This is a genomic window from Leifsonia sp. EB34 (assembly GCF_041260585.1).
Classification (GTDB): Bacteria; Actinomycetota; Actinomycetes; order Actinomycetales; family Microbacteriaceae; genus Leifsonia.
In genome coordinates this window covers 1,068,692-1,092,014 of sequence record NZ_JBGCCV010000001.1, presented here as the reverse complement: position 1 = coordinate 1,092,014, position 23,323 = coordinate 1,068,692, and the positions used below count along the sequence as shown (strand labels likewise).

Here is a 23,323-nt window from a genome sequence, read left to right as displayed (position 1 = left end):
GTCGGACTCCTCTTCATCGATGCCGGTACTGCCGAGGCGGCTCGCTCGTCAGGACCGGCTGCGCTTCCTGCGCAGGCGCCACCGCGGGCGCGGCCCGGACGGCGATGGCCGCGCTGGTGAGCCGCAGAGCGGGTGAGTGAATGTTCATGTCGAAGTTCCCTCGGGTTACGGGCGTGCCGAGCGCCGCTGGTTCAGCATCGACGGCCCCGAAGGCCGGTCATAGGGCCGTAAGTCCCCTGATCCGCATCCCGGTGCGATCACAGTGCGAAGTCACGGGTCTCCTCGGTGTGCAGCAGCACAGCCTGCCCCTCCACGATCACGCGGACAGGGTCGGCGTCGCCGGCGGAGGACTCGAGACGGATCGAACTCTGGGTGATGGACACGGCGATCCGTTGCGAGCGGTAGAGGATCGTGAAGCGCAGCGACTCGATTTCCGCCGGGAGCAGCGGATGGAGCCACAAGGTGTCGGATCGTGTCTCGAGGCCGGCGTAGCAGCGTACGAGCAGGTCGACCGACCCCGCCATCGCTGCCAGGTGGATGCCGTGGCGGGTAGTGCCGCCCTGGATGTCGGCAAGGTCGCTCTGAAGGGTGCGTTCGAGGAACTGCCAGGAACGACTGCGGTCGCGCCGTGCCTCCAACCACGAGTGGACCACGTTGGAGAGGGTGGACCCGTAGGTGGAGGAGCGCGAGTAGCGCTCGACGGTCCGGACGATGGTGTCCGCGTCGAGCGCGTAGCCCATCTGCTCGAGGAGTTCGCGCAGTTCCTCGGCGGAGAGCAGGTAGAGCAGCATGAGTGAGTCGGGCTGCTTCGACACTTGGTAACGGTTTGTCGTGTCCCCTTCCGCGTTCAGGACGAGATCGAGCCGCCCGGAGGTCGGATAGCGCTGCCGATAGCGGTCGAGGTCGATCGGCGCGAGCCGGTCGTAGCCGTCGAACTGTGAGAGGGTCCCGTCGGCGTTGAAGACGATGCGCAGGTGGGCGGCGATACGAGCCCATTGGGTCAGCTCATCGTCCGACACGGCCAGTTCGGCGGCGGCGACGGGGTCCGGGCGACCCTTTATCAGCCTGACGGTGTCGATCGCGCGCAGGAGCACCCAGGCTGTCATGACGTTGGTGTAGACGTTGTCCTTGAGACCGGCCCCCGGCTGGTCCGGGGGGCCGTCGTGGAATTCGTCCGGGCCCATCACGCCCTGGATCGAGTACCGGCCGAGGGCGTCGTCCCATTCGGCGAGTGAGGTGAAGAAGCGGGCCACGCCGACGATGAGCTCGGCGCCCTCCTCGGCGAGGTATTCGGCGTCGCCGGTGGTCTGGTAGAACTGCCATGCGCTGTAGGCGATTGCGAGCCCCACGTGTCTCTGCAGACGCGAATGGTCCGGGGTCCAGCGTCCGGTGAGGGGGTTGAGGAGACGATCCGGTGTGACGTCCTCTCCGGTCGTCGCGCTCTGCCAGGGGAACATTGCCCCGGCCAGGTCGGCGTCCGCGGCCGCACGCAAGGCCTCCGGTAGACGGCGGTGGCGGTAGGCGAGCAGCCCACGGCTCAGCGCCGGCCGGCGGAGTGTGAGCAGTGGGTAGACGAAGAGCTCGTCCCAGAAGACGTGGCCGCCGTACGCCTCGCCGTGGAGCCCGCGCGCCGGTACCCCCGCATCGAGGTCCGTGTCCGGCCGTGCGAGGGTCTGAATCACATGGAAGGTGTTGACGTTGAGCGCGAGACTGTGATTGCCCGGCGGTTGGACTTCGACGGCGAACGCGGTCCAGAGCTCTTCCCATCGGCGCGCGTGGCCGGTGAGAAGCTCGGCGAACCGTGGGGCACGCGAGACCATCGCTTCGACCGCGGCATCTGGTGAGCCGGTCGCACGGTCGCGCGATGTGCTGACTCCGACGACTTTCTCGATGACGACTGGCTCGCCCTCCTGCAGGTCGACGGTGAATTCGTGGAAGGCGAGACCGCGCTGCTCGGTGTACTGCGACGCCGCCGGAAGCAGCACGCCGCCCCGATAGCTCCGGGTGCGTTGCGCCTGGGAGATCCGCACGCCGGAGGTCAGGGTTTCCGTGTCGACGAGGAGCGTGTCAGCGGACAGCTCGCGATGAGATCGGAGCGCCAGATGCCGGCGAGTCCGGTCGGGGCTGGTGGTAGCGGTGTCCGTGGAGGTGTTGCGGACCGCTGCGTCGATTCCACTGCGGACGGTGAGGGGCCCTGACCAGTTGCGGGCGACGACCGTCGCCTGCAGGGCGCCCAGCCTCGGCTCTGCTTGGGAGAGGAGCCGACGGAAGCGGAGGGTCGTTTCACGGCCCGCGTCGTCGCGGACCGTGAGCAGGCGACGGAGCACACCCTGACGGAGGTCGAGTTCCTGGCGGTACTCCAGCAGCTCGGACCGATCCGCGCGCAGCCAGTCTCCTCCCGCCGGACGGAACGTCAACCGCAGCCAATTGGGCGCGTTGACGATCTCCTCGGCGCGTACGCCCCCGTCGTCGACCATGTCGAAGACCCCCGCGAGGTACGTCCCCGGGGCGTGATGACGGTCGGTCGTCGCCTCCTCCGCGGCGCCACGCGTTCCCCAATATCCGTTCGCCACGGTGCACAGGCTCTCGCGGGTGCTTTCCGCTGCTTCGTCATAACCGTCGTAACGGAGCACCCAGGTCTCCGCAGCATCGGTGAGCAGGATCACCCCGGAGGCTGTGACGTCGAGGGCGTGGAGCCCGGGCACGACGACGTCCGCGTCGGCCCGGCGGAGTGCCGCGGCACGGCGCGGGTCGTCCGCTACTCCCACGACGAGACCGAAACCGGCTGACGCCGCCGCCGCTATGCCTGCTTCGGAGTCCTCCACGAGCAGTGCGTGCGCGGGCTGCGTGTCGAGCCGACGGCACGCTTCGCGAAAAAGAGCAGGATCGGGTTTGGATGGCATCCCGAGCTGCGCCGCGTCGGTCCCGTCGACGACGGCGTCGAGCAGCGACATGGCTCCGGTCCCTCCGAGGACGAGCCCGGCGTTTCTGCTGGCCGTGGCCAGCGCCACACGAATGCCCGCAGCTCGGAGGGCGCGCAGGAACTGCAGGGCGCCTGGCAGGACGGTGGCGCCGTGGGTGCGCAGAAGGTCTTCGAACAGGTGCTGCTTGCGCTCGGCGAGGCGACCGACGAGTGCGGCCGTCACGCGCTCGTGGCCGACGCCCCGCGCTGCTAGTAGGGTCCTGATCCCATCCTCCCTGCTCCGGCCGTCGACGTAGAGCTCGTAGTCGGTCGGGGTGAACGCTCCACCGCCCGGTGCGAGCTCGTGGAGTTCGGCGTCGAACAGCTGGGTCCAGGCCCTGAGGTGGAGCCCTCGGGTGTCGGTGATGACGCCGTCCATGTCGAGGACGGCCGCCGTCACGGGGTGCTGGAGCAGCGGTCCCATTCGACCTCCTTCGGTCGGTCGCCGTCGATGGCTCCTGCACGATAACGCGGGGAGACGGTACGGAGGAGGGCGAAGGTCCCGTCGGAGACGATGGGGGACTTTGTGCCCTGTGCGCCGCGGCGGTGCCGACGCGAGAGTCGGCGGCAGGAGGTTGTCATGCATCCCTCGAAGATGGTCACGCCACCGATCGTGTGCGGTGTGGACGGGTCCGGGCAGTCCCGCCGCGCCCTTCACACGGCTGTGCGGCTTGCCCGCGCCCTCGATTCCCGCCTGGAGATCGTGATGGCGTGGCAGCCCTCCAGCTCGATGTACGACGCATCCTTCCCCGCCCCCGAGAGGGCGCCGAAGGTGGTGGCGGCCGGGACTCTGGATGAGATCGTCCGTGACGAGTTCGGGGATACCCGGCCGGACTGGGTGACGGTACACGCTGAGCCGGGTCATGCCGGAAAGGTGCTCGTCGAGGCGTCCCACTCCGCCGATCTTCTGGTCGTCGGCAGCCGCGGTCTGAGCGAATTGACGTCGCCGTTTCTGGGGTCCGTGAGCTTATACTGCACGACGCAGGCGGCCTGTCCGGTTCTCGTCGTGCGCCCGCAGGGTGAGGCGGACACGGAAACGGCTGGTAATTCGTGAGCGACAGGACCATCGCGGGATGGGACGGAACACTAGGCGACCGGCGCGATGAGCTGCTCCGGTTCTCTCGACTGATTATCGGCTCGGTGAGCCACGCTTTGGTCATAGCCATCCGCGCGCCGACGGTCGTCGTCGCGCCCGAATTCCTCATTTGAGCCGGCCTGATCCGAGCTCAGATAGTCTTCGGCTCCACCCGCAGCCGGTCGTGCACCTGCCGCACGTGCGGCGACGACCAGGCGGTCCGCAGCGCCTGCTGGTGCTCGGTCCAGGAGCCGACGGCGCCGGTCAGGGTGATCTCGTCACCGTCGACGGTGACGGCTGCGATGCGCCCGGCGTCGAGGATCGCGTTGCGCACGAGCGCGTTGCGGATCTCCTCGGCGACATCGTCGGCCTGCGGTCTGCGGGTGAGCTCGATGCCGCTCTCGACCGCGTGGACGCCGTGCAGGCGTTCGACGGCCCGCTTGGCGGCGACGCGCTCGGAATCCCACTCGACCTCGCCGGTCAGGACCACGCGGTGGCCCTGCACATCGGCGTGGATGCCCGTCCGCGGGACCCCCGCCGTCCAGGCGAGGATTCCGTCGACCGCAGCGGCGAGCGTGCGTCCGTGGGGGTCGTCGCCGGGCTCGGGCAGCCGGAGTTCGTCGGCGACGGTGCGGACCCCGGCGACCCGCTGGGCCGCCTCCACCACCGCGATGCGCTCGTGGAGGCTGCCCACCTCCCCGGTGAGCGTGACGACGCCGCCGTCGACGGCGACGCCGATGGCCGGCGCGGTCACGTCCGGCGTCCAGGCGAGCTCCGACTCGACCGCACGGCGGACCGTGAGATCGCTGAAGGTGCGTGCCGGCGTGCTCGACGTCGCCGATTCGGGTGCGCTGCTGATGCTCATGGTCCCAGCGTCGGCGAGCAGCCGCCTGGAGGGATGAGTCGAAGGTCCCGCCGGGACGCGCGGGACCTTCGGCCCACTGTCGTGCTGACCAACCCACGTACGGTGACGGCGTCAACACACACATAGATGAGAGAGGACACTGTCATGGCACGCAATCTGGTCCGTTTCGACCCGTTCGCCGAGCTGAGCCGGATGGAGCGGGACTTCTTCGAGGACGGGATGCTCGCGTCGCGGCGCACGATGCTGCCGACGACAGACATCTACACGAAGGACGACAAGGAGATGATCGTCGAGGTCCACCTCCCCGACTTTGACGAGAGCGACGTCTCGGTGAACCTCGACGAGGGTGCGCTCGTGATCCAGGCGGAGAAGCACGAGAAGGCGGAGGACAAGGAGAAGAAGTATGTCATCCGCGAGTCGAGCCAGAGCTTCTACCGGCGGATCATGCTCCCGCAGCAGTCTGACCAGTCGAAGATCGCAGCGACGTTCGAGAAGGGCGTGCTGAAGGTCGAGGTCCCGTTCGCGGCGCTACCAGCCCCGACGAAGATCCCGATCACCGCCGGGTCGAAGGCCTGACGGGCGGCCGTGGAGATGTCGACGCATATCGTTGAGGGCCGGTTCGCGGACGCTCGCGTCATCGTGACCGGCGCGGGCTCCGGGATCGGGCGGGCCACCGCCATCCGCCTGGTCGCGGAAGGCGCCACCGTGATCGCGACCGACATCAGCGAGCCGCGGCTCACCGCGCTTACCGAGGAGTTCGGGTCGGATCGCCTCGTCACCTTCGTCGGCGATGTGAGCGAAGAGGACGTGGTGGCAGAACTGATGCAGGTCGCGGACGGCGCGGTGACGTCGCTGGCGAACGTCGCGGGGATCATGGACGACTTCCTTCCGCCGGCAGAGGTGGAGGATGCCGTCTGGGACCGGGTGTTGCGCGTGAACCTGACTGCCGTGATGCGGCTCACGCGCGCGGTGCTGCCCGAAATGCTGGAGCGCGGCGCGGGGACCATCGTCAACGTCTCCTCCGAGGCGGCCCTGCGCGGTTCGGCGGCCGGCGCCGCGTATACCGCGTCCAAGCACGCCGTGAACGGCCTGACCCGGAGCACGGCGTTCTTCTACGGAGCGAAGGGGATCCGCTGCAACGCGGTCGCGCCGGGGGCGACGATGACGAACATCCAGGCGGAGTTCCGGTCGGCGTTCGCCGGGGAGCGGATGGCTCCGTACATGCAGACCAATGTGCCGCAACCAGCGACGGCGGAGGAGTTGGCTGCAGCGATCACGTGGCTGCTCAGCGACGACTCGTCGAACGTCAACGGGGCCGTCCTTCCGAGCGACGCCGGCTGGTCGGTGATCTGAGCGGGGCGGGGGTTGGCCGGACGCCCGGTCACGCGCGGCCGCGGTGCTCGAGATGGAGCACCGCGGCCTGCGTGCGCCGCTCCAAGCCGAGCTTCGCCAGCAGCGAGCTCACGTAGTTCTTCACCGTCTTCTCGGCCAGGCCCAGTCGCTCCGCGATCTGACGGTTGGTGCGCCCGTCGGCGATGAGCGCCAGCACCTGCCGCTCGCGGAGGCCGAGGGAGGCGAACCGCGGGTCGTCGGCGGGCTCGCGCAGCGTCGCCGAGACGCGCTCGGCGACCCGCGGGTCGATGAGCCGCTTGCCACGGTGCGCGGCGCGGAAGTCGTCCAGCAGCGTGCTCGCGCGGATGTCTTTGACGACGTAGCCGTCGGCGCCCGCGATGATCGCGCTGCGCAGGGCGTCCTCGTCGTCGTATACGGTGAGCATCAGGCAGTGGATGCCGGGCTCCGCCTGCTTGACCGCCCGGCAGACGTCGATGCCGCTGCCGTCGGGCAGCCGCACGTCGAGCACGGCGACGTCGGGTCGCACGGCGAGGATCCTGGCCCGCGCCTGCGCCGCCGTCGCGGCTTCGCCGACGACCTCCATGTCCTCCTGCCCGTCGATCAGAGCAGCAACGCCGCGGCGGACGATCTCGTGGTCGTCCGCGAGGAAGACGCGGATCGGCGGGGCGCTCATCGGACGTCCTCGGCTGGCACGGGAAGGTGTATCTGGAGGCGCGTCCCCTGCGGGGTTGAGACGACATCGAGCACGCCCGCCCTCCGCTCGGCGCGTTCGGTTAGGTTGCGGAGACCGCTTCGGCCGCTGGCTTCGCTGATGCCGCAGCCGCCGTCAGTGACATCGACCGCGATCTGGTCCGCTGACGCGGCGCCACGTACATCTCTGTTTGCGGGCCGACCACAACGGTCGGCGCGGCGAGGTCGAGCACGAGCCCGTGGGAGACCGACCCGAGCCAGGTGCGCTTCCACCCGGTCAGCCGTCTGGCGTCGACGACCAGCACCAGGGCGTGCTCGGATTCGACCTGGAGACCCGAGATCGGGTTCTGCCAAAGGCGGATGCCCTCGACCGCGAGCTCCGGATGGCTCTCGCGCACGGTGCAGGCGTGATCGTGGAACAGCTCCTGACGTTCGGTCTGCTGGGAGGTGGCGAACTCGACGTCGGATACGACTAGGCATGTTGATAAACGTCATCGGGGCGTCGCTGGGCGGGGCTCGATGTCGTGTCGCGTGACATGATCTCGGATGAGACATGGGCGGTGATCGGACCCCTGTTCCCGAAGGCTGCTGTTACGGGCCGGCCCCCGGTGGACCGGCGCCAGGTTGTGGAGGCCACGGCCTGGCCGTATCGGACGGGGGCGCCGTGCCCGGACCTGCCCGAGCGGTTCGGGAAGTGGACCGGTCTATAAGAACTTCGACCTACGGGCCTAAGAGGGTATGGGCCAAGCTCCTGGGGCAGGTGCAGTCACGAGCGCACGCCACGGGGGAGTTGGGCCCGAACAGCGTGAACGCTACCGCGGCCGCAACGTCGTCGAACGCTGCTTCGACCGGCTAAGGCAATGGCGCGGCCTTGCGATGCGATCTGACAAGAGCGCGCGCAACTACCACGCCGCCCTCTGCCTCGCCGTAACCCTCCACAGGCTCAACTCCGAGTCTGTCAACGCGTGCTAGTCGCTTGCATTGCGTCGCTCGGCGCCCTTAAGCGGAGCTGGCGTTTCCAGTGCCGTGCTTTCGCTTTGACGTTAGCGACAAGGGACAGCCGGCCTTGTTTGACTTGTCTGGTTATCCGGCGGCGTCTGGAGCTGCGCCGAGACTGCCGAGTCGGAGGCGGCCCATCATCATAAACTCGGAGAGGAGCAGGCCTGCCCCGTCTTCGTCGGAGTCCACACCGGATTCGATCTCGATCGACAGGGGGGAATCGGACCTTACCCGTAACGGGATGTCGGCATCGCTGAAGGCCAGCACGATCTCGATGGACTTGTGGGCGCCAAGGAGAGCGGTCAGGACCTCGGGCAAGCAGGCTAGGACATTGCTGTCTATCGAATATCGAACCCGATCGATTTCAAGTACTCCCATGGCGGCCGCCTCAGCGATGAACAATGGCCTGTACCGCGTGGCTTGCGCGACGGACCGGAGTATGGCCACCCATCAGGAATGTGGAAGAAGGTTAGACCCGGAACGTGCAGGATCTATTGCTTCGCGTGTGGAGCGGTCGCTTTCCGAGTTGGGCGGTTCAGGCGAGCGGGGGTCTTCTCCGGAGGCAAGGTCAAGAAGCGCGTGCACGGCTTCGTCGAGGGTTCGGGCGTCGATGTCGTGGATGCGCGCGCCGGGTTCGGGCTTCCAGTAGCACTCGATACTGAATTGGGAGTCGTGTCGGGTGATCGAGCCGACCAGGGCAGACTCGACCCCGAAGTCCTCGAACAGGTTCCACACCGGGTCCGATTCGATTTCAAACAGCTCGTAGATGTGACCACTGCGTTCGAACACACGTGCAGTTCCGGACATGATTCCGCTCCACCCCGCAGCGCAAGTTTGGGAGGAATGCTCGGAAGTGGTGGCGCAGGTTTCTAGGCGGCGACCGGGTCACAAGTCCGACTCACACAGTCTGTTGCGTCCACTGTAGATCTTCGAGGTGCATAAAAATACTAGCCAGGCTAGACAATTGGTGGTTTACGACGGGACCTTCGACCTACCGGCGCCGCCCGGCCACCCTTAGTTTCGGTGGTACGGGTAGCTCCCGGGCAACCGAAGCGAGATCGGTTCATTCATCCCTCCGATCACGTCACGCCGCGAACCCATGTCACATGGATCACGGGTACAGGCTGCAGTGAACGAGGCGGTGCCCCCGCGGGGACACCGCCTCGACCCCCCTCAAGCCTGGAGACTTTCAATCGCCTCAGAGAGCGACATGCCCTATGGACGAAGCATTCGAATCCCTGGCCGCAGAAGTCCCGGAACGCAAAGCGGCGCGCGCGGTCGCGCTCTGGGCCGTCCTGGACGCGTTACCCGAAAACGACCCCACCCGATTTCGCAAAGCCCGAAGCGCATACCTGGCGGATCCATCCGAAGAGGCAGAATCCGCCGATTAGGTGTCGTTGGACGAGCAGTCTGTACCCGCATCTGAAGCGGGCCAGTTCACTGCATTCCCGGCGGCAAGCTGGCCGCACATCTCCCAGGGGGTGAGATGTGCGGCCAACACGCCTCTGAACATTCTTCCGAACTCGGAAGCTCCAAAACTTCGGCATGGACCCCGAACCGGCGTTTGTCAACACGCTAGAGGCTGTTCGGACAGCGGAGCCATCCGACAGTGCACGACCGTCAGCGGCGCCGGAGGACCTCGGCCTGCTGGGCCGCGAACTCCAGCGCGAGGCGGCCCACCTGCGAGCCGTCCACACCGACGACGTCGGCCACTTGGCGGGTGCTCCCGACCATGGACTCGTAGACAATGCCCGCGCGTGCGACCGGTGTGGTCTCGTTCATGCGACCACCGTCGTTCGCTTCGGTGCGGCGCGTGAAGGGCCGAAAGTCACCCGGGACTTTCGGCACTGGGACGGCGACACTCGTGTTGGGAGGCTCAGTCCATCCCGATAGGTGGAGGACGAGATGATGGACGCGATCATGGTCGGAATGCACGGGAACGCAGGGCACCGGGCGGCCCCGGAGTGGGCGACGAGAAGCGCGGCGCGCGACGGAGCCCGCTTGGAACCGGTCTTCGTCGTCGAACGCCCGTGCGGCGACGGATCGGACGAGCCGTCGAGGCTGCTCGGCCGGGCAGCGAAATCGCTGCTGCCAGCCGAGCAGGAGACCGCACTCCGCATCGCAGACAGAGCCCTCGTCCGGGCGGGAGCGCTGACCGGCTCGTGGTCGTCGAAGGAGTCGCGGCCGCGGGTGCATGTCTCGACACGCTTTCTCTACGGTCACGTAGGCGTCACGCTCGCGTCGGTGTCTGGCGGCGCGGACCTTTTGGTCGTTGGCGCTCGCTCCGACCAGAGGCGCGGCTTTTCCGGGTCACTCCCTCTCCGCGTCGCGGCGGCCGCGGCGGCACCTGAGATCGATCCCGCGATCGACGTCCGCACGGACATCGTGGAGGTGTCCCAATCGCGGGGCTTGGTAGCAGCCGCCGAAGGTCAAAGAATGCTTGTCGTGGGCACACGAAATCGTCGTAGCGCGCAGCGCATCACGCTCGGGTCGGTCAGTCATGACGTGCTGCTGAACGTCCGCGAGCCCGTCCTGGTGTCACGCGCGCACTGCGAGTTCGCGTGAACGGGGCGCTCGGCGCGACCGTCGCGACTGCCGCGCCGAGCCCGGTGCGGACGGCCGCGTGCCAGGAGGCGGCAGCGGTCCTGGCCCGGGTCGGGACGGCATCGGACGGGCTGAGCGACGAGGAGGCGGCGGCCCGGCTCGCACGGTTCGGCCCGAACGCGGTCCGCGGTCACCGAGCGCGTCCGTGGCGGGTGCTCGGTCGTCAGGTGCGCAGTCCCATCTTGATCCTGTTGTTCGTGACGGCGATCATCTCGGCGTTCGTGGGTCAGGCGACGGAGGCGGTGATCATCGCGGTGATCCTCGTGGTCAGCGTCGGCCTCGGCTTCGTGAACGAGTTCCGCGCAGAGCAGGCGGCCGATGCCCTTCATGACCGTCTCCGCCACACAGTGGTGGTGATGCGCGGGGGCCGGCGCCTCACTGTGGACGTGACCGACTTGGTGACCGGCGATCTTGTTGTGCTCTCGGTCGGGACGGTGGTGCCCGCCGACCTCCGGCTGGTGGAGGCCACCGGCCTCGAGTGCGACGAGAGCATCGTGACCGGTGAGGCGCGGGCCGCCACCAAGTCCGTGAGCCCGGTTGCCGAGGGGGCGGGAGTCGGCGACCTCGGGTCGGGCGCGCTCATGGGTACGGTGGTGCACGCCGGCGCCGGCCTCGGTGTCGTCGTCGCCACCGGAGGCGAGACGGAGTTCGGCCGGATCGCGGTCGGGCTGGCCGCGCAGCAGCCGCAGACCGAGTTCCAGCGCGGCCTGGGCCAGTTCTCCACCTTCCTGCTGCTGGTCGCGATCATCCTGACGACGTTGATCTTCGTCGCGGCGCTGCTGCTTGGCAGGCCGCTGATCGAGTCGCTCTTGTTCTCGCTCGCGATCGCCGTGGGGATCACCCCGCAGCTGTTGCCGGCCGTGGTCAGCACAAGCCTTGCGGCCGGGTCGCGCGCGCTCGCGCGACGCCGGGTGCTGGTGAAGCGGATGGTGTGCATCGAGGACCTCGGCGACCTCGATCTCTTGGTGACGGACAAGACCGGGACGCTGACGACGGGCCGGATCGTGTTCGACCGTCCGGTGCCCCTCGACGGTGTCGAGGCCGGCGAGGTACTGCTCCTCGGCCTGCTCGCCACCGACACCGACCCCGCTGCGCCCCAGACGGTCGGCTTGAACGCACTCGATGCAGCGTTGTGGGAGAGCGGGCAGGCGCACGCCGCTCCGGTGTCCGCGTACCGCAGACTGGACGCTGTGCCGTTCGATCACGAGCGGAGGATGGCCGGGGCGCTCGTCGCGGCAGCGGGTTCCGCGCCGATCGTCGTCGTCAAGGGGGCGCCCGAGTCGGTGCTCCCGCTCTGCACTCAGGCGGACCCTTCGGCGGCACAGGTGCTTCAGGGGCTCTATTCGGAGGGCTCTCGCGTCATCGCGATCGCCACCCGCTCCGCCGCCGGGCTTGGTGCGCTGACGCCGGACGATGAGTCGGGTCTCACGCTGCTCGGCTTCCTGGCCTTCGTGGACGGCGTCAAACCCGATGCCCGAGCCTCCTTGCAGCGCCTCGCCGACCTCGGCGTCGAGGTCAAGATCGCCACCGGCGACAGCGCTGTCGTGGCCGAACGCGTCTGCACGGAACTCGGGATGCAGCCCAAGGCGACGTTGACCGGCGACGCCGTGGAGAGCCTCGACGACGCACAGCTCGCGGAGGCGGCGCGCGCGTCCTCGATCTTCGCTCGTGTCTCGCCCGAGCAGAAGGCGCGGATCATCCGGGCGCTGCGCCAGAAAGGCCGTGCCGTCGGCTTCCTCGGTGACGGCGTCAACGACGCACTCGCTTTGCACCGCGCCGACATCGGCATCTCGGTCGACTCCGCTGTCGATGTCGCGAAGGACGCCGCGGACGTGCTGCTGCTGGACAAGGACCTCGACGTGCTCGCCGACGGTGTGACAGAGGGACGCCGGATTTTCGCCAACACCATCAAATATGTGCTGATGGGCACGTCGAGCAACTTCGGCAACATGTTCAGCGCGTCGATCGCCTCGGTCATCCTGCCGTTCCTGCCGATGCTGCCGGGTCAGATTCTCCTCAACAACCTGCTCTATGACTCCAGTCAGCTCGCCATTCCGACCGACAACGTCGACGCCGAGCAGCTCACGGTGCCGTCGCACTGGGACATCGGCGCCATCCGGCGCTTCATGCTGCTGTTCGGGCCGATCAGCTCACTGTTCGACTTCGCCACCTTCGGCCTGATGCTGTTCGCGTTCCAGGCGGGCCCGCCGGAGTTCCGTTCGGGGTGGTTCATCGAGTCGATCGCGACGCAGACGCTGATCGTGTTCGTCATCCGGACTAGGCGCGTGCCGTTCCTACGCAGCCGCTCGTCGCTCCCGCTGACCGTGTCCGTGCTCGCGGTCGTGGCCGTGGGAGCCTGGTTGCCGTACTCCCCGATGACCGGGCTCCTCGGCTTCACGCCGCTCCCCGCAGCATTCTTCCTCGCCCTGGTCGCGATGGTCGTGCTCTATCTGGTGCTCGTGGAGGTCGCGAAAGTCTGGTATTACGCCCGGCTGAGCGCGCCGCGGGCGCCCGAGGTGCGCCGTCGGGCCTACCCGCACCGGGTGGCGCGGAGGGCAGCACGCTTCACGACGCGGTCGCCGCGGGCGAGCTGACCGAGTCCGTCGCCGCGACGGCCTCCCCGAACTCCGGCACCCGAGCCTCCCAGCCGAGCGCACGGCGAATACGCGTGCGTAAAGCGTCGCCCGCGTGCGGTTCCCCGTGTGTCAGGTACACCGCGCGGGGAGGGGTCGGCGCGGTGCTCAGCCAGTCCACGATCTGGCCCGCGTCCGCGTGCGCCGAGAGCATGTCGAGAGAATGCACCTGAGCCCGGATGGCGACATCGTGCCCGAAGATGCGCAGGCTCCGCTCGCCGCGACGAAGGGCGTCGCCGCGCGTGCCCCCGGCTTGGAACCCGGTCAACACGATCGCGTTGTGAGGATCCGTTCCGTAGGCAGCGATGTGGTGCAACACCCGGCCGCCTTCGAGCATGCCGCTGGCGGAGATGATGATCGCCGGACCGCCGCGCAGATTGAGCAGCTTCGAGTCGTCGACCGAGCGCACGAGGGTGGCCAGTCGATACATCGCGTCGAATTCGTCCGGCCGGATGCGATGCTCCTCCGGATGGCGCGCATAGATTTCCGCGGCGTTCACGGCCATCGGGCTGTTCAGGAAGATGGGCACGTCCGGAATGACGTGCCGTGCCCGCAGCCTGCTGAGATGCAGCAGCAGGGTCTCGGCACGTCCGACGGCGAATGCGGGCAGGATCACCACCCCACCCGCGCTGCAGACGTCGCGGACGATCTGCCCGAGTGACCATTCCGGGTCGGTGCCCGGGTGTATCCGATCACCGTAGGTCGACTCGCACACCAGAACGTCCGTGGCTTCGAGCGATCGCGGCGGCCTCATGAGGGCGTCGTCCGGTCGCCCCAGGTCACCGGTGAAGTGAAGGCGCGCGCCGTCGGTTTCGAGGTGTACTTGCGCAGCACCGAGGATGTGGCCCGCCGGAACGAATCGCGCAGCCACGCCGGCGACCTCCAGTCCCTCGTCAAAGGGGTGTGCTTGGAAGCGCTCGAGCGCTTTCAGCGCATCCTGCTCGGTGTAAAGGGGGCGCGGCGGCGAATGGCGCGACGTGTGATGGCGGTCGGAGAACGTCGCCTGCTCTTCGAGGAGTCTGCCGCTGTCGCGCAGGATCAGCTCGCTGAGCTCGGCCGTGCCGTGCGTCGCGTGGATGCGGCCGCGGAAACCGTCGCGGACGAGGGCCGGCAAGTACCCGGTGTGGTCGAGATGGGCGTGCGTGATGACCACGGCGTCGATGCTCGACGGCTCGACCGGGAACGGCCTCCAGTTGCGTTCTCGGAGGAGCTTGTAGCCCTGGAACAACCCGCAGTCGACCAGGACGCGGTGTCCGCGGGATTCAACCAGATAGCGGGAGCCAGTGACCGTATCGGTCGCGCCGAGGAAGCGGAGGCTCCCGCTCACGGCGCCACGACCCTGCCGCGCCGGAGAAGCCCGAGCCCGAGCAGCACGAAGCCGAGCTCGGCGAGCCCGGCTGCGAAGTAGATCGCCTGTAGCACGCTGAACGGGATGAACATCATTTGGACGAAGATCCAGATCAGCAGGCCGAAGGCCGCCACCGCCGTCCAGAACAATCCGGCGGCCGATCCGCGCTCGACGAGCAGTGCGGCGAGGAGAGGGGTGCCCCCAACGATCACCGCCAGCACGAGGCCAGGGACGATGTATGACATGAACGGGCTCCCACCCAGATAGGAGCGGTCCCGGACAATACCTCCGTTTGTCGGCGAGGTCGCTGCCCCAATGATCAGGGCGAGACCCCCGGCGATCGCGGTGACAGCGACGAGCGGCGTGAGCAGGGTCAGAGCGATGCGGATCCAGCGTTTCATGACTCCTCCGATTCTCTGGTGGAAGCCTGACTTCCCCGGTCGGCCGGGCGCAGGGCCAAAAGACCTGCGCTGCCATGGGCTCGGGCAAGGTTAGTAACGCGAGCCATCGGAGGGAGGAGTGGGCCTCTCTGGCCGGGGCTGGCCCGCCGACGGGAGAATGAACCCGGGAGGACGTAAGGCGGATCAAGCGGCCGTTGACGGGCGCCGCATGATTCAGACGGCTGTGTTGGACTTGTTGTCGTGTTCGATATCTGCGCGATGTTGCGTTTCGGGCGTGTAGGTACTTGCGTGCCAATGCACAGCAGCAGCGTCCACCCATCGCTGGTCGCGGGCATCGCTTTCCGGGTCCGGCTCGCGTTCGGCGTGTCCACCGTCGGTGTCCGCTCCCGCACTGCTGACGGCGTCGTCGTGGGGATTATCTGTGGTGGCCATTTCGCCACCTCTTTCCTGGCTCTCTAGTGGGCCACTTGTGTCCTAGGCTACGCTTCGTATCCTGTAACCCCGCCTCAAAAATGAAGTTGGCAACTGCCCAGAAGTTCGGAATGCTACGACGGTTCGTCGTCGGAGCTGTCCAGCAGATAAGCGTCTCGCGCCTTCGAAATTCTGTCCGGGTCGTCCTTGCGAGTGGACTTCAGCGAGGCCCACGCTCGTTCGGTTCGACGTTCGGCCTCCTCGGCCGTATCTCCGGGAATTCGCGGATCTGACATGACGGCAACCCTTCCACGACCCACGTATTCGTAGGGCAGTAGGTGCGACGACCTCGGGATCTGGGAGTCACCGTACGTCAGGCGGATAGGTCTGACACTGTAAGGCTACGCCTTCGGGGAATGTGTGTGGAATGGGGCCTGGCGTTCGGGTCACCGGGCCCCTGCTCGGCGGGATCCAACTATGAACGTGCCGTCGTGTGCGAGTTGAACATGTTGTTTGCACATCCTCGCCCAAGCCCGGATGGTGAACGTACCCGAAGCGTCGACCATCCGGGCTAGGCCTAAGCGACGCGCCGAACGATTCGGGGACTCATCACCAGGGTCTAGGGCGATTACCTTCATGCTCTCATTGCCGCGGCGGCGGCACTAGTGCTGAATGAGTGCATCGATGCGGCTTGCCGTCCGTCCCGGAGGGCGGGCTCTCGGATCACGGAGGCTGGGAGTTGGCACAGGGTTGGAGCGTAACGTCTGATTATGAATGCACAAACAGTTTCAGCTTCTCATGCTTCGCCGAACATCGGGGAACTTGCGCTTGGCGCAGTACTCGCCGATGCGCTACCGTCCACCTTGCTAACTCCGGACGCTCCAGAGCGCTACACAGTTTCCGCCGTGTTCACCCGACGCCCGACGCCGCCGGAAATCGTCGCCATTCTCGGGCCGGAGACGCGCGACTTGCTCACGCGTACCGGATATCGCACGGTAGCAGTCACCGTCTCTGACCGGCGCCTGGAGATCTCCAACACCAACCTCGCCGAACTGGCATCCGGCCTTGCCGAGGTGATTGCTCAACGGCTACACGACATCGGACTGCAGGCGTTCGCGGACCAAGAACGACGTGCTGCCCAACTGCAGGATTCAACAGAACGCGAGACGGGCCGGGCTCGGTTAGTTGAGCTGGCCGCCGGCGCGATCAGGTTCACTGCCCCACGCGCCGGAACGACAGCCGAACTGGGCTCGAAGACGGAAGGAGGCACAGACGCGCCGTGGTTTGATGTCAACAACGCCACCGGGGAATAAACAATCGGATGGTTCATGCGGGCCGCTGACAAAGCGTCACGAGCTGATTCTTAGCACCCCAGAGTCTCCAGCAGCGCATGCGCGCTGCTTACCCAGCTCACGTTCATCACCACTGCGGCGGCTTTATTTGGGCAGCGGTGTCGAACGGGTGCTCGACGATTTGGCGAGCCACTTCCGACAGACGGGTGCGGGAGTTGCGGGCGTGGGCGCGGATCAATTGGAAGGCAGTGTCCATGTCCACGTTTTGGGTGTGGGCGATTACGCCTTTGGCTTGCTCGATGATGACCCTGCTGTCGAGCGCGCGCTGAAGTTGGCTTCGGGCGATGTTGGATTCCCGCAGTGAGCGTTCGTGCAGGATGCCGATCGTTGCCCCGTCGGCCAGCGCCCGGGCGGTGACGGCGTCGTCTGCCGAGAAGCCGCCGACGCGGTCCCTGAACAGGTTGAGCGAGCCGATGGTCTCTTTCCGCAGCCGGAGCGGGATGGCATGCATGGATGCGTACCCAGATTCGGCAGCGACGGTCGCAAAGGAGGGCCAGCGCGCGTACGTGGCTGCGATGTTGTCGACGGTGACAAGGAGGCCGGTCCGATACGCGTCGACGCAGGGCCCTTCCCCCTCGCCGAGCTGGAGGAGACCGATGAGACGGCTGCGCTCGCTGCTGGACGCGGCGACTTCGAGCTCGCCTGTCGAATTGGGAAGCAGGATTCCGGCATCGGTGGCGTCCAGCAGGGAGGAACAGAGCTCAACAACGGTTTGCAGGAGGTCCACGACGTCGTACTCGTCGACCATGGTGTCGGCGAGGGTGACGAACGCTTCGGCGAGCTGATGCGCCTTGCTCTGGGCCCTCATGTGCTCACCTTAGTCGCCGTCGATAGTGCCGTCTGGGGCGAATGTGATTCGCCGGGCCACGATATCGGCGGCCACGTCACGTACCGAACGGCCGAGCGCGAACGCGTGTGCGTTCAGGATGTCTTGAGCGTCTTCCGCTTTGAGGCCTAGCTGGGCGATGATCATGCCGGTTGCCTGGTGGACTTCGCGCCTGGAGTACGTGGCGGAGTCGGTGTTATCGTCCACCGCCGGCAGGCGGTGGAGTACCTTGCGGAGCACATGGGTGGCGGCGAGGTCGGCCAGCGCGGAGGCCCGAGCGATCAGCATCGGGCTCAGTGCCGCCGGCGTGGTGGCGTAGAGGTCGACGGCGCCGACGTTCAGTTCGCCGATCGCCATCGGGAAGGCGTACAGCGAGCGCACCCCCGCATCTCGCAAGACGCCGCGAAGCAGCGGCCACCCTGATTCCGTCGGTTCCTGAAGGTCGGCGTCGACGACCGGTGTTCGCGTCCTCAGGGCGTCCCAACACGGTCCGGCGCCAAAGTCGATTTGCAGTTCGTCCAGCCGCGCCGCCTGGCCGTCAGATGCACAGATTGTCTCGGATCCGAAAGGGGCACCGAGCGTCGAGATGGCGGCATGGGTCACCGGAAGCGCGTTCAGGAACGAGGGACAAAGGCTGGACCCGTTTTCGGCCGCGACCGCGAGTGCGAGCGCTGCGTCCGTAAAGGCTCGTTCAGACATCGGCAGCCCATAACGAATCGGTAGCCCATAACGAAACGGCCGGACCTCGGGCGACGTTGATGATGTCCTCCTGACCAGCACCGGCACGTTTCTACCGGTCCAACCTTCGGGGTCCAGGACGCTGTGGAGAGCAGTCTACGCCGCGGAACTGCGCGAGGGTCAGACGGACTTCTTCTTGCGGGCGCTACGTCGGACGAAGCCAAAGATCAGGGTTCCGACGAAAAGGATGAGACCGATGATTGCCAGCCAGAGCAATCCCTTGATCGCAAACCCGACGACGGCCAGGACCGCCCAGACAACCAAGAGGATCACGATAACGGTCAACATGCGGCTTACGGTACCCGCGAATCGGCGGCGGAGCGATGGGCATTGCCAGCGAAGCCCATGGGTCGTGCGGAACCGTACGCGGGTACACTGGGGATATCCGGCGGCCATGACCTCGACGCCATGAGGAAACGATGAGGCTTTGCCATGTCGGAGGTCTCCGTCGGTCCGTCGAAATCGCCTGTGCCATCTTCCGGCGAGTACACCGCACTCGCTGCCATCGTGCGAGACTCTGGGCTGCTCCGACGCCGTTATGGGTACTACTGGAGCAAGCTGGTGTTGGTTCCGCTTCTTACCAGTGCGTTGGTCATCGCCTTCTTGTTGATCGGCAACAGTTGGTGGCAGATGTTCACGGCAGCCGCGTTCGCATTTCTCTTCACGCAGATCGCGTTTTTGGGGCATGACGCCGCCCACCGGCAGATTTTCCGCTCTGGGCGATGGAATGACTGGGTGAGTGTGATCGTGGGCGACTTGTTCGTCGGGATGAGCTACGGCTGGTGGCAGCACAAGCACACCCGTCATCACGCTAACCCGAACCAACAGGGCGTGGACCCGGACATCGAGCTGCCCGTGATTGCGTTCACGCCTGAGCAAGCGGCAGGCCGACCCGCGGCGCTGCGGTGGCTGATCGGCCACCAGGGCTGGTTCTTCTTCCCGATCCTGTTTCTGGAAGGGGTGTCATTGCACGCCTCGAGCGTGCGCCGGGTGTTCGCCCGGGAGCCGGTCAAACGGCGGCCTGTGGAGATCACGTTCCTCATGGTGCGAATCGTCGGCTACCTCGCCTTGATCTTCTTCGTGCTGTCGCCGGGTAAGGCTGCAGCATTCCTAGCGGTGCAGCTCGGGCTCTTCGGCTTCTACATGGGGATGTCGTTCGCGCCCAACCACAAAGGCATGCCGCTGGTATTGCCTGATGCGAAGCTCGACTTTCTACGCCGGCAGGTGCTGATGAGCCGCAATATTCGGGGTAGCCGGCTGCTGGACTTCGTCATGGGTGGTTTGAACTATCAGATCGAACATCACTTGTTCCCGTCGATGCCGCGGCCGCACCTGAGGCGTGCGGCCCCGACCATCCGTGCGTATTGCCAAGACCACGGCGTGCAGTACACCGAGACAGGGCTGTTTCGCTCCTATGTCATTGTGGCCGGGTACATCAATCGGGTCGGGTTGGCAGACAAAGATCCATTCAGCTGCCCCCTGCTCGAGTTGCGTCAGACCCCGGCGCTGCCCATGCCGCCACCGAAGGCCTAGACTGCAGGGCTGCTGTCCGCGCTTTCGCGGTCAGGCCAGGGGATCGAGGCTGCGAGGCCGTCGAGGATCAGGGCGAGCCCGAATTCGAACTCGTCGCCGAAGTCGTAGCCTGGCTGGAGCACGTGCTCGGCGGCCAGCTCGAGGAGATAGGGGTAGTCGCCGTCGCGGAAGGATCGGCTGATGGCTGTGACGGCGGGGGCGGCCGTGCTCTGGTTGAACGGCAGGGCCGACTCCTGTATTGCGAATCCGTAGATGTAGCTGTCCAGCAGCGCATAGGCGTGCGCGGTCAGGGCTACGGGGAAGCCTGCCTCGCGCAGAACGCCGATGATCCGGTCGTGGTGTCGAAGGGTGGCTGGGCCAGGGGTGGCTCGGGATTCCAGCAGGGCTATCGCCCAGGAGTTACGTGCAAGCACTCGGCGTGCGGAGTGCGCCCACGCGTAGAGTTCGTCGCGCCAGGGGCCCGTCGTTGATGGAAGCTCGATCTGACTGAAAACCAGGTCGACGACCCCGTCGAGGAGCTCGTCCTTATTGGCGACGTAGTGATACAGCGACATCGGTTTGACCCCGAGTGCTTGCGCCAGTGAGCGGATGGTCAGCGCTCCGATGCCCGAGGCGCTCGCAAGTGCGACGGCCCCGTTCAACACTCGATCGCGGCTGAGCGGGACGCGCCTAGGCGCATTGCCGCCGGTTGATTCTGACATCCCGCCCCGTTCTATCGCGTATTCGTACATTGTACGATAGGCTCGTACAAAGTACGAAAGTGGGGACCGCCCTCAGCCAGATTGAATACAGAGCAGCGCCAACGCACCTTCTAAGGAGCACATCATGGCCGCCAATACCGACATCACCCCTACGGTGACGGTTCCCATTCCACGAGGCAGAATGCGGCCGACGAGGCGGATCTCGCTGACCGTGGGCATCCTGTATGTGCTGACATTCGTCTCCATCCCCACGCTGGCGCTGTACGCGCCGATCAAGGACAACGTCGGCGCCTTCATCCTGGGGGCCGGAAGCGCATCCGCCGTGCAGTGGGGGATCCTGTCTGAGGTCATCGTCGGTCTGGCCGGCATTGGCACCGCCATCGTGTTGTATCCGCTGACCAAACGAATCAGTCAAACAGCCGCCCTCGGGTTGGTGGCCGCCCGGCTCCTCGAGACCTGCCTCATCTTCGTCAGCGTTGTGAGCCTGCTCACGATCATGACACTGCGAAACAACCTTGCCGGCACCGCCGGGACGAGCCCAGCGGCGCTGGCCACGATGGGTCACGGCCTACTCGCGAACTACACCTGGATGTTCCTGCTCTCCCAGAGCCTGATGCCCGTCGCATGCGACCTGCTCCTGGGCTACCTGCTCTACCGGTCCCACCTGGTGCCCCGTGTCTGGCCGATCGTCGCATTCATCGGCGCACCGCTGCTCCTCGCCTCCGACGTCGCGACCTTCTTCGGCGCCTACTCCCCGGTGTCCCCGATCGCCGTTCTCGCCGCACTTCCCGTCGCCGTGTTCGAATTGTCCCTCGGCATCTGGTTGATCATCAAGGGTTTCACGCCGACGCCGCTGACGGCCGACTACGACGCGATCAGCCAGCCAGCAGCATGAGGGTCGGCTCGAAAACCACTTTCGTGAATCTCCCCGAAGCGGTCATTCCCGCGTTCCTCCGCGCTATCCGCGTGAACCGGCCCTTCCTCACCGCCGAAGGCGCGGCAGAGGAGGTCCGGAAACAGGAACTCCGCCCGGGTTCGTACTCTCCGCGGAAGAAGCTTCACCCGGACGTCGCCGTGTCGGTACGACGCCATAGCGGCAGGCCGGTCTACACCGTCGCCCCGACCGGATCAACGCCATCCGGAGAGGTCATCTACGTGCACGGCGGCGGCTGGGTGCACGAGATCAATCCCTATCAGTGGGCACTGATCGCGCAGGTCGCCGCCGAAGCGAACACGAGGGTGACTGTCCCGATCTATGAGCTGCTCCCATACGGGAGCGCTGTATCGACGAACGAGTTCATCGTGGACCTGTTCGAAGACGTGAAGACCGAGCACAACGAGGTGCGCCTGGCTGGTGATTCCGCCGGCGGCCAGATCGCCCTCTCGGCGGCGCTCACTCTCCGCGATCGAGGACACGCGGATATCCGCACCGTCCTGATCTCCCCGCCGCTCGATCTCACCCTGTCGAACCCGGACATCGGCGGCGTGCTGCCGAAGGACCCATGGCTCGCTGTAGAAGGTATCCGCGCCGTCGCGAAGCGCTGGGCCGGCGATCTCCCGATCACCGATCCGAAGATAAGCCCGCTCCTGGGTGACTTCGACGGCCTTGGACCGATACTGCTCCTCACCGGCACCCACGAGATCCTGAACCCCGACGCCCATCTGCTGGTGTCGAAGGCGCGCGCTGCTGGCGTCGAGGTGACTCTCCTGGAACGCGACGCCGCCGTCCACGCCTTCCCGCTCCTGCCCACCCGCCCGGCTGCCGCCGCACGCGCCCGCATCGTCGCCGCCCTCCGCGCCTGAGGCACTCGGTGACGGCCACGATTCGAGCGCCCAGCTTCCAACACGCGAACGCGCATCGTACCGTGCCGCCCGTTCGATCAGAATCGGCACAACACAACCGCCTGCTGCCGACTCATTGGTAACCGCGTCACGACTTGTCTAGCCTCAATAGATACATTTGCATGGATTCGAGTACGCGTCGCTCAGAGCGAACGTCGTACGTCTGGGACTTTCGCCTAGCATTCGTGCCCGCCGACGCGTAGCGTACGGGTTACGGGTAGCTCCCGGGCAACCGAAGCGAGATCAGGCCTCAACCCTCGATCACGTCAAGCCGTGAAACCACGTCACATGGATTGCGGGTACAGGCTGCAGTGAAGGAGACGGTGTCCTCGCGAGGGCACCGTCTCGACCCCTGAAGCCTGGAGACGTTCGATCGCCTCAGAGAGCGACGTGTCGTGGACGAGGCGTTCGAAAGCCTTCCGGCGGAATCCCCGGAACGCAAGGCGGCACGAGCGACGGCGCTCTGGGCAGTCCTGGACGCATTGCCGGAATCCGATCCCAACCGACTCATGAAAGCCCGAAGCGCCTATCTGGCGGACCCCTCCGAGGCGACAGAAGCCGCTGAATAGGTGTTGCTGGACAGCAGTCTGTACACGCATCTTATGAAATGATCCACGGCCGCCTTTCCCCGTTCGTCGACCTGATGATGATCATCAGGTGCGAGCAGCGGCTGCCTCGATGATCACGGGCCGTTGGGCATGATCCGCGCCGCCCCGACGGCGCTGTCGATCGTAGGGCGCAAGTTGGGGTGGTGCTCCTGGATCGCGGACCAACCGGCCGACCCCGTATTTCGCGTGGACACAATTTGGACACACTTGAGTTCATTTCACTGTGACGCGTGGGCGCTCTAGCAATCCGAGATCGTTGATTTTTCGCGGAAGTTGACTTATGGTCGCGGCTCTACAAAGCACCCATACGAGCACACGGCTCATAATCGTGGTGTCGCGGGTTCGAGTCCCGCCCTCGCTACATAGCGTGAAAGCATTGGAA

The 23,323-nt window shown here is 66.3% G+C and carries 26 protein-coding genes and 1 tRNA gene; 12 read left to right on the top strand and 15 right to left on the bottom strand.

Translation table 11 applies throughout. The features are described from left to right. Positions 1-13: 13 nt before the first annotated feature. Together ABIA36_RS05150 and ABIA36_RS05145 are read right to left on the bottom strand one after the other, a co-directional pair. Positions 14-148, bottom strand: coding sequence for a hypothetical protein (locus ABIA36_RS05150; RefSeq protein WP_369961202.1), 135 nt, complete (start codon positions 146-148; stop codon positions 14-16). A 109-nt stretch (positions 149-257) separates the two neighbouring features. Beyond that, the gene (locus tag ABIA36_RS05145; RefSeq protein WP_369961201.1) at positions 258-3,386 is read right to left on the bottom strand and encodes an HAD-IA family hydrolase; all 3,129 of its coding nucleotides are present in this window, start codon (positions 3,384-3,386) and stop codon (positions 258-260) included. A 156-nt stretch (positions 3,387-3,542) separates the two neighbouring features. On the opposite strand from ABIA36_RS05145, the gene ABIA36_RS05140 reads away from it, so the two are divergent. Together ABIA36_RS05140 and ABIA36_RS05135 are read left to right on the top strand one after the other, a co-directional pair. After that, a complete protein-coding gene (locus ABIA36_RS05140; RefSeq protein ID WP_369961200.1) occupies positions 3,543-4,016 on the top strand; it encodes a universal stress protein in 474 nt (157 codons plus the stop codon). Next, entirely contained in the window at positions 4,013-4,171 is a 159-nt protein-coding gene (locus ABIA36_RS05135; protein WP_369961199.1) for a hypothetical protein, read from the top strand. Before ABIA36_RS05140 ends, ABIA36_RS05135 begins: the two co-directional genes overlap by 4 nt. A 17-nt stretch (positions 4,172-4,188) precedes the next feature. Here ABIA36_RS05135 and ABIA36_RS05130 read toward each other — a convergent pair whose 3' ends face one another. Beyond that, positions 4,189-4,902 (bottom strand): BON domain-containing protein, encoded by a 714-nt coding sequence (locus ABIA36_RS05130; RefSeq protein WP_369961198.1) that lies wholly within the window; start codon positions 4,900-4,902, stop codon positions 4,189-4,191. A 144-nt stretch (positions 4,903-5,046) separates the two neighbouring features. Between ABIA36_RS05130 and ABIA36_RS05125 the strand changes: the two genes are divergently transcribed. Together ABIA36_RS05125 and ABIA36_RS05120 are read left to right on the top strand one after the other, a co-directional pair. Continuing rightward, positions 5,047-5,478, top strand: coding sequence for an Hsp20/alpha crystallin family protein (locus tag ABIA36_RS05125; RefSeq protein WP_369961197.1), 432 nt, complete (start codon positions 5,047-5,049; stop codon positions 5,476-5,478). A gap of 15 nt (positions 5,479-5,493) precedes the next feature. Continuing rightward, a complete protein-coding gene (locus ABIA36_RS05120; RefSeq protein ID WP_369961196.1) occupies positions 5,494-6,255 on the top strand; it encodes an SDR family NAD(P)-dependent oxidoreductase in 762 nt (253 codons plus the stop codon). A gap of 28 nt (positions 6,256-6,283) precedes the next feature. Here ABIA36_RS05120 and ABIA36_RS05115 read toward each other — a convergent pair whose 3' ends face one another. Beyond that, positions 6,284-6,928 carry a response regulator gene (locus ABIA36_RS05115; protein WP_369961195.1) on the bottom strand — a complete coding sequence of 215 codons (645 nt, stop codon included), beginning with the start codon at positions 6,926-6,928 and terminating at the stop codon, positions 6,284-6,286. A gap of 100 nt (positions 6,929-7,028) precedes the next feature. Continuing rightward, entirely contained in the window at positions 7,029-7,343 is a 315-nt protein-coding gene (locus ABIA36_RS05110; protein WP_369961194.1) for a hypothetical protein, read from the bottom strand. 138 nt (positions 7,344-7,481) lie between these two features. Between ABIA36_RS05110 and ABIA36_RS05105 the strand changes: the two genes are divergently transcribed. Beyond that, positions 7,482-7,655 carry a transposase gene (locus ABIA36_RS05105; RefSeq protein ID WP_369961193.1) on the top strand — a complete coding sequence of 58 codons (174 nt, stop codon included), beginning with the start codon at positions 7,482-7,484 and terminating at the stop codon, positions 7,653-7,655. Between the two features lie 373 nt (positions 7,656-8,028). Here the strand turns inward: ABIA36_RS05105 and ABIA36_RS05100 are convergent, their stop codons facing one another. The 3 genes from ABIA36_RS05100 to ABIA36_RS05090 form a co-directional block, all read right to left on the bottom strand. Then, a complete protein-coding gene (locus tag ABIA36_RS05100) occupies positions 8,029-8,322 on the bottom strand; it encodes a hypothetical protein (RefSeq protein WP_369961192.1) in 294 nt (97 codons plus the stop codon). A gap of 72 nt (positions 8,323-8,394) precedes the next feature. Continuing rightward, the gene (locus ABIA36_RS05095; protein WP_369961191.1) at positions 8,395-8,751 is read right to left on the bottom strand and encodes a hypothetical protein; all 357 of its coding nucleotides are present in this window, start codon (positions 8,749-8,751) and stop codon (positions 8,395-8,397) included. A gap of 813 nt (positions 8,752-9,564) precedes the next feature. Further along, positions 9,565-9,726, bottom strand: coding sequence for a hypothetical protein (locus ABIA36_RS05090; RefSeq protein WP_369961190.1), 162 nt, complete (start codon positions 9,724-9,726; stop codon positions 9,565-9,567). Between the two features lie 123 nt (positions 9,727-9,849). Between ABIA36_RS05090 and ABIA36_RS05085 the strand changes: the two genes are divergently transcribed. Both ABIA36_RS05085 and mgtA read left to right on the top strand, forming a co-directional pair. Continuing rightward, positions 9,850-10,509 carry a universal stress protein gene (locus ABIA36_RS05085; protein WP_369961189.1) on the top strand — a complete coding sequence of 220 codons (660 nt, stop codon included), beginning with the start codon at positions 9,850-9,852 and terminating at the stop codon, positions 10,507-10,509. Beyond that, a complete protein-coding gene (mgtA, locus tag ABIA36_RS05080) occupies positions 10,506-13,142 on the top strand; it encodes a magnesium-translocating P-type ATPase (RefSeq protein ID WP_369961188.1) in 2,637 nt (878 codons plus the stop codon). The genes ABIA36_RS05085 and mgtA overlap by 4 nt, the downstream gene beginning before the upstream one ends. On the opposite strand, the gene ABIA36_RS05075 is transcribed toward mgtA, so the two are convergent. The 3 genes from ABIA36_RS05075 to ABIA36_RS05065 form a co-directional block, all read right to left on the bottom strand. Further along, positions 13,114-14,508 carry an MBL fold metallo-hydrolase RNA specificity domain-containing protein gene (locus tag ABIA36_RS05075; protein WP_369961187.1) on the bottom strand — a complete coding sequence of 465 codons (1,395 nt, stop codon included), beginning with the start codon at positions 14,506-14,508 and terminating at the stop codon, positions 13,114-13,116. The genes mgtA and ABIA36_RS05075 overlap by 29 nt on opposite strands. Beyond that, a complete protein-coding gene (locus ABIA36_RS05070; RefSeq protein ID WP_369961186.1) occupies positions 14,505-14,930 on the bottom strand; it encodes a hypothetical protein in 426 nt (141 codons plus the stop codon). The genes ABIA36_RS05075 and ABIA36_RS05070 overlap by 4 nt, the downstream gene beginning before the upstream one ends. Before the next feature lie 213 nt (positions 14,931-15,143). Then, positions 15,144-15,362, bottom strand: coding sequence for a hypothetical protein (locus tag ABIA36_RS05065; RefSeq protein WP_369961185.1), 219 nt, complete (start codon positions 15,360-15,362; stop codon positions 15,144-15,146). A gap of 749 nt (positions 15,363-16,111) precedes the next feature. On the opposite strand from ABIA36_RS05065, the gene ABIA36_RS05060 reads away from it, so the two are divergent. Beyond that, on the top strand, positions 16,112-16,654 hold the full coding sequence (locus tag ABIA36_RS05060) for a hypothetical protein (RefSeq protein WP_369961184.1): 543 nt from the start codon (positions 16,112-16,114) through the stop codon (positions 16,652-16,654). A 106-nt stretch (positions 16,655-16,760) separates the two neighbouring features. On the opposite strand, the gene ABIA36_RS05055 is transcribed toward ABIA36_RS05060, so the two are convergent. The 3 genes from ABIA36_RS05055 to ABIA36_RS05045 form a co-directional block, all read right to left on the bottom strand. Further along, the gene (locus ABIA36_RS05055; protein WP_369961183.1) at positions 16,761-17,501 is read right to left on the bottom strand and encodes an ANTAR domain-containing protein; all 741 of its coding nucleotides are present in this window, start codon (positions 17,499-17,501) and stop codon (positions 16,761-16,763) included. Between the two features lie 9 nt (positions 17,502-17,510). Beyond that, positions 17,511-18,218 carry a GAF and ANTAR domain-containing protein gene (locus tag ABIA36_RS05050; RefSeq protein ID WP_369961182.1) on the bottom strand — a complete coding sequence of 236 codons (708 nt, stop codon included), beginning with the start codon at positions 18,216-18,218 and terminating at the stop codon, positions 17,511-17,513. Between the two features lie 159 nt (positions 18,219-18,377). Continuing rightward, the gene (locus ABIA36_RS05045) at positions 18,378-18,545 is read right to left on the bottom strand and encodes a hypothetical protein (protein WP_369961181.1); all 168 of its coding nucleotides are present in this window, start codon (positions 18,543-18,545) and stop codon (positions 18,378-18,380) included. A gap of 144 nt (positions 18,546-18,689) precedes the next feature. Between ABIA36_RS05045 and ABIA36_RS05040 the strand changes: the two genes are divergently transcribed. Next, positions 18,690-19,790 (top strand): fatty acid desaturase, encoded by a 1,101-nt coding sequence (locus ABIA36_RS05040; protein WP_369961180.1) that lies wholly within the window; start codon positions 18,690-18,692, stop codon positions 19,788-19,790. Here ABIA36_RS05040 and ABIA36_RS05035 read toward each other — a convergent pair. Then, positions 19,787-20,491, bottom strand: a complete 705-nt coding sequence (locus ABIA36_RS05035; RefSeq protein ID WP_369961179.1) for a TetR/AcrR family transcriptional regulator C-terminal domain-containing protein — start codon at positions 20,489-20,491, stop codon at positions 19,787-19,789. The genes ABIA36_RS05040 and ABIA36_RS05035 overlap by 4 nt on opposite strands. A gap of 124 nt (positions 20,492-20,615) precedes the next feature. Here ABIA36_RS05035 and ABIA36_RS05030 point away from each other — a divergent pair, with 124 nt between their 5' ends. The 3 genes from ABIA36_RS05030 to ABIA36_RS05020 all read left to right on the top strand — a co-directional run bounded on the left by ABIA36_RS05030 (position 20,616) and on the right by ABIA36_RS05020 (position 23,302). After that, on the top strand, positions 20,616-21,386 hold the full coding sequence (locus ABIA36_RS05030) for a DUF4386 domain-containing protein (RefSeq protein ID WP_369961178.1): 771 nt from the start codon (positions 20,616-20,618) through the stop codon (positions 21,384-21,386). Between the two features lie 23 nt (positions 21,387-21,409). After that, the gene (locus ABIA36_RS05025) at positions 21,410-22,294 is read left to right on the top strand and encodes an alpha/beta hydrolase fold domain-containing protein (RefSeq protein ID WP_369961177.1); all 885 of its coding nucleotides are present in this window, start codon (positions 21,410-21,412) and stop codon (positions 22,292-22,294) included. A 932-nt stretch (positions 22,295-23,226) separates the two neighbouring features. Then, a tRNA-Met gene (locus ABIA36_RS05020) sits at positions 23,227-23,302 on the top strand. Positions 23,303-23,323: the final 21 nt, after the last annotated feature.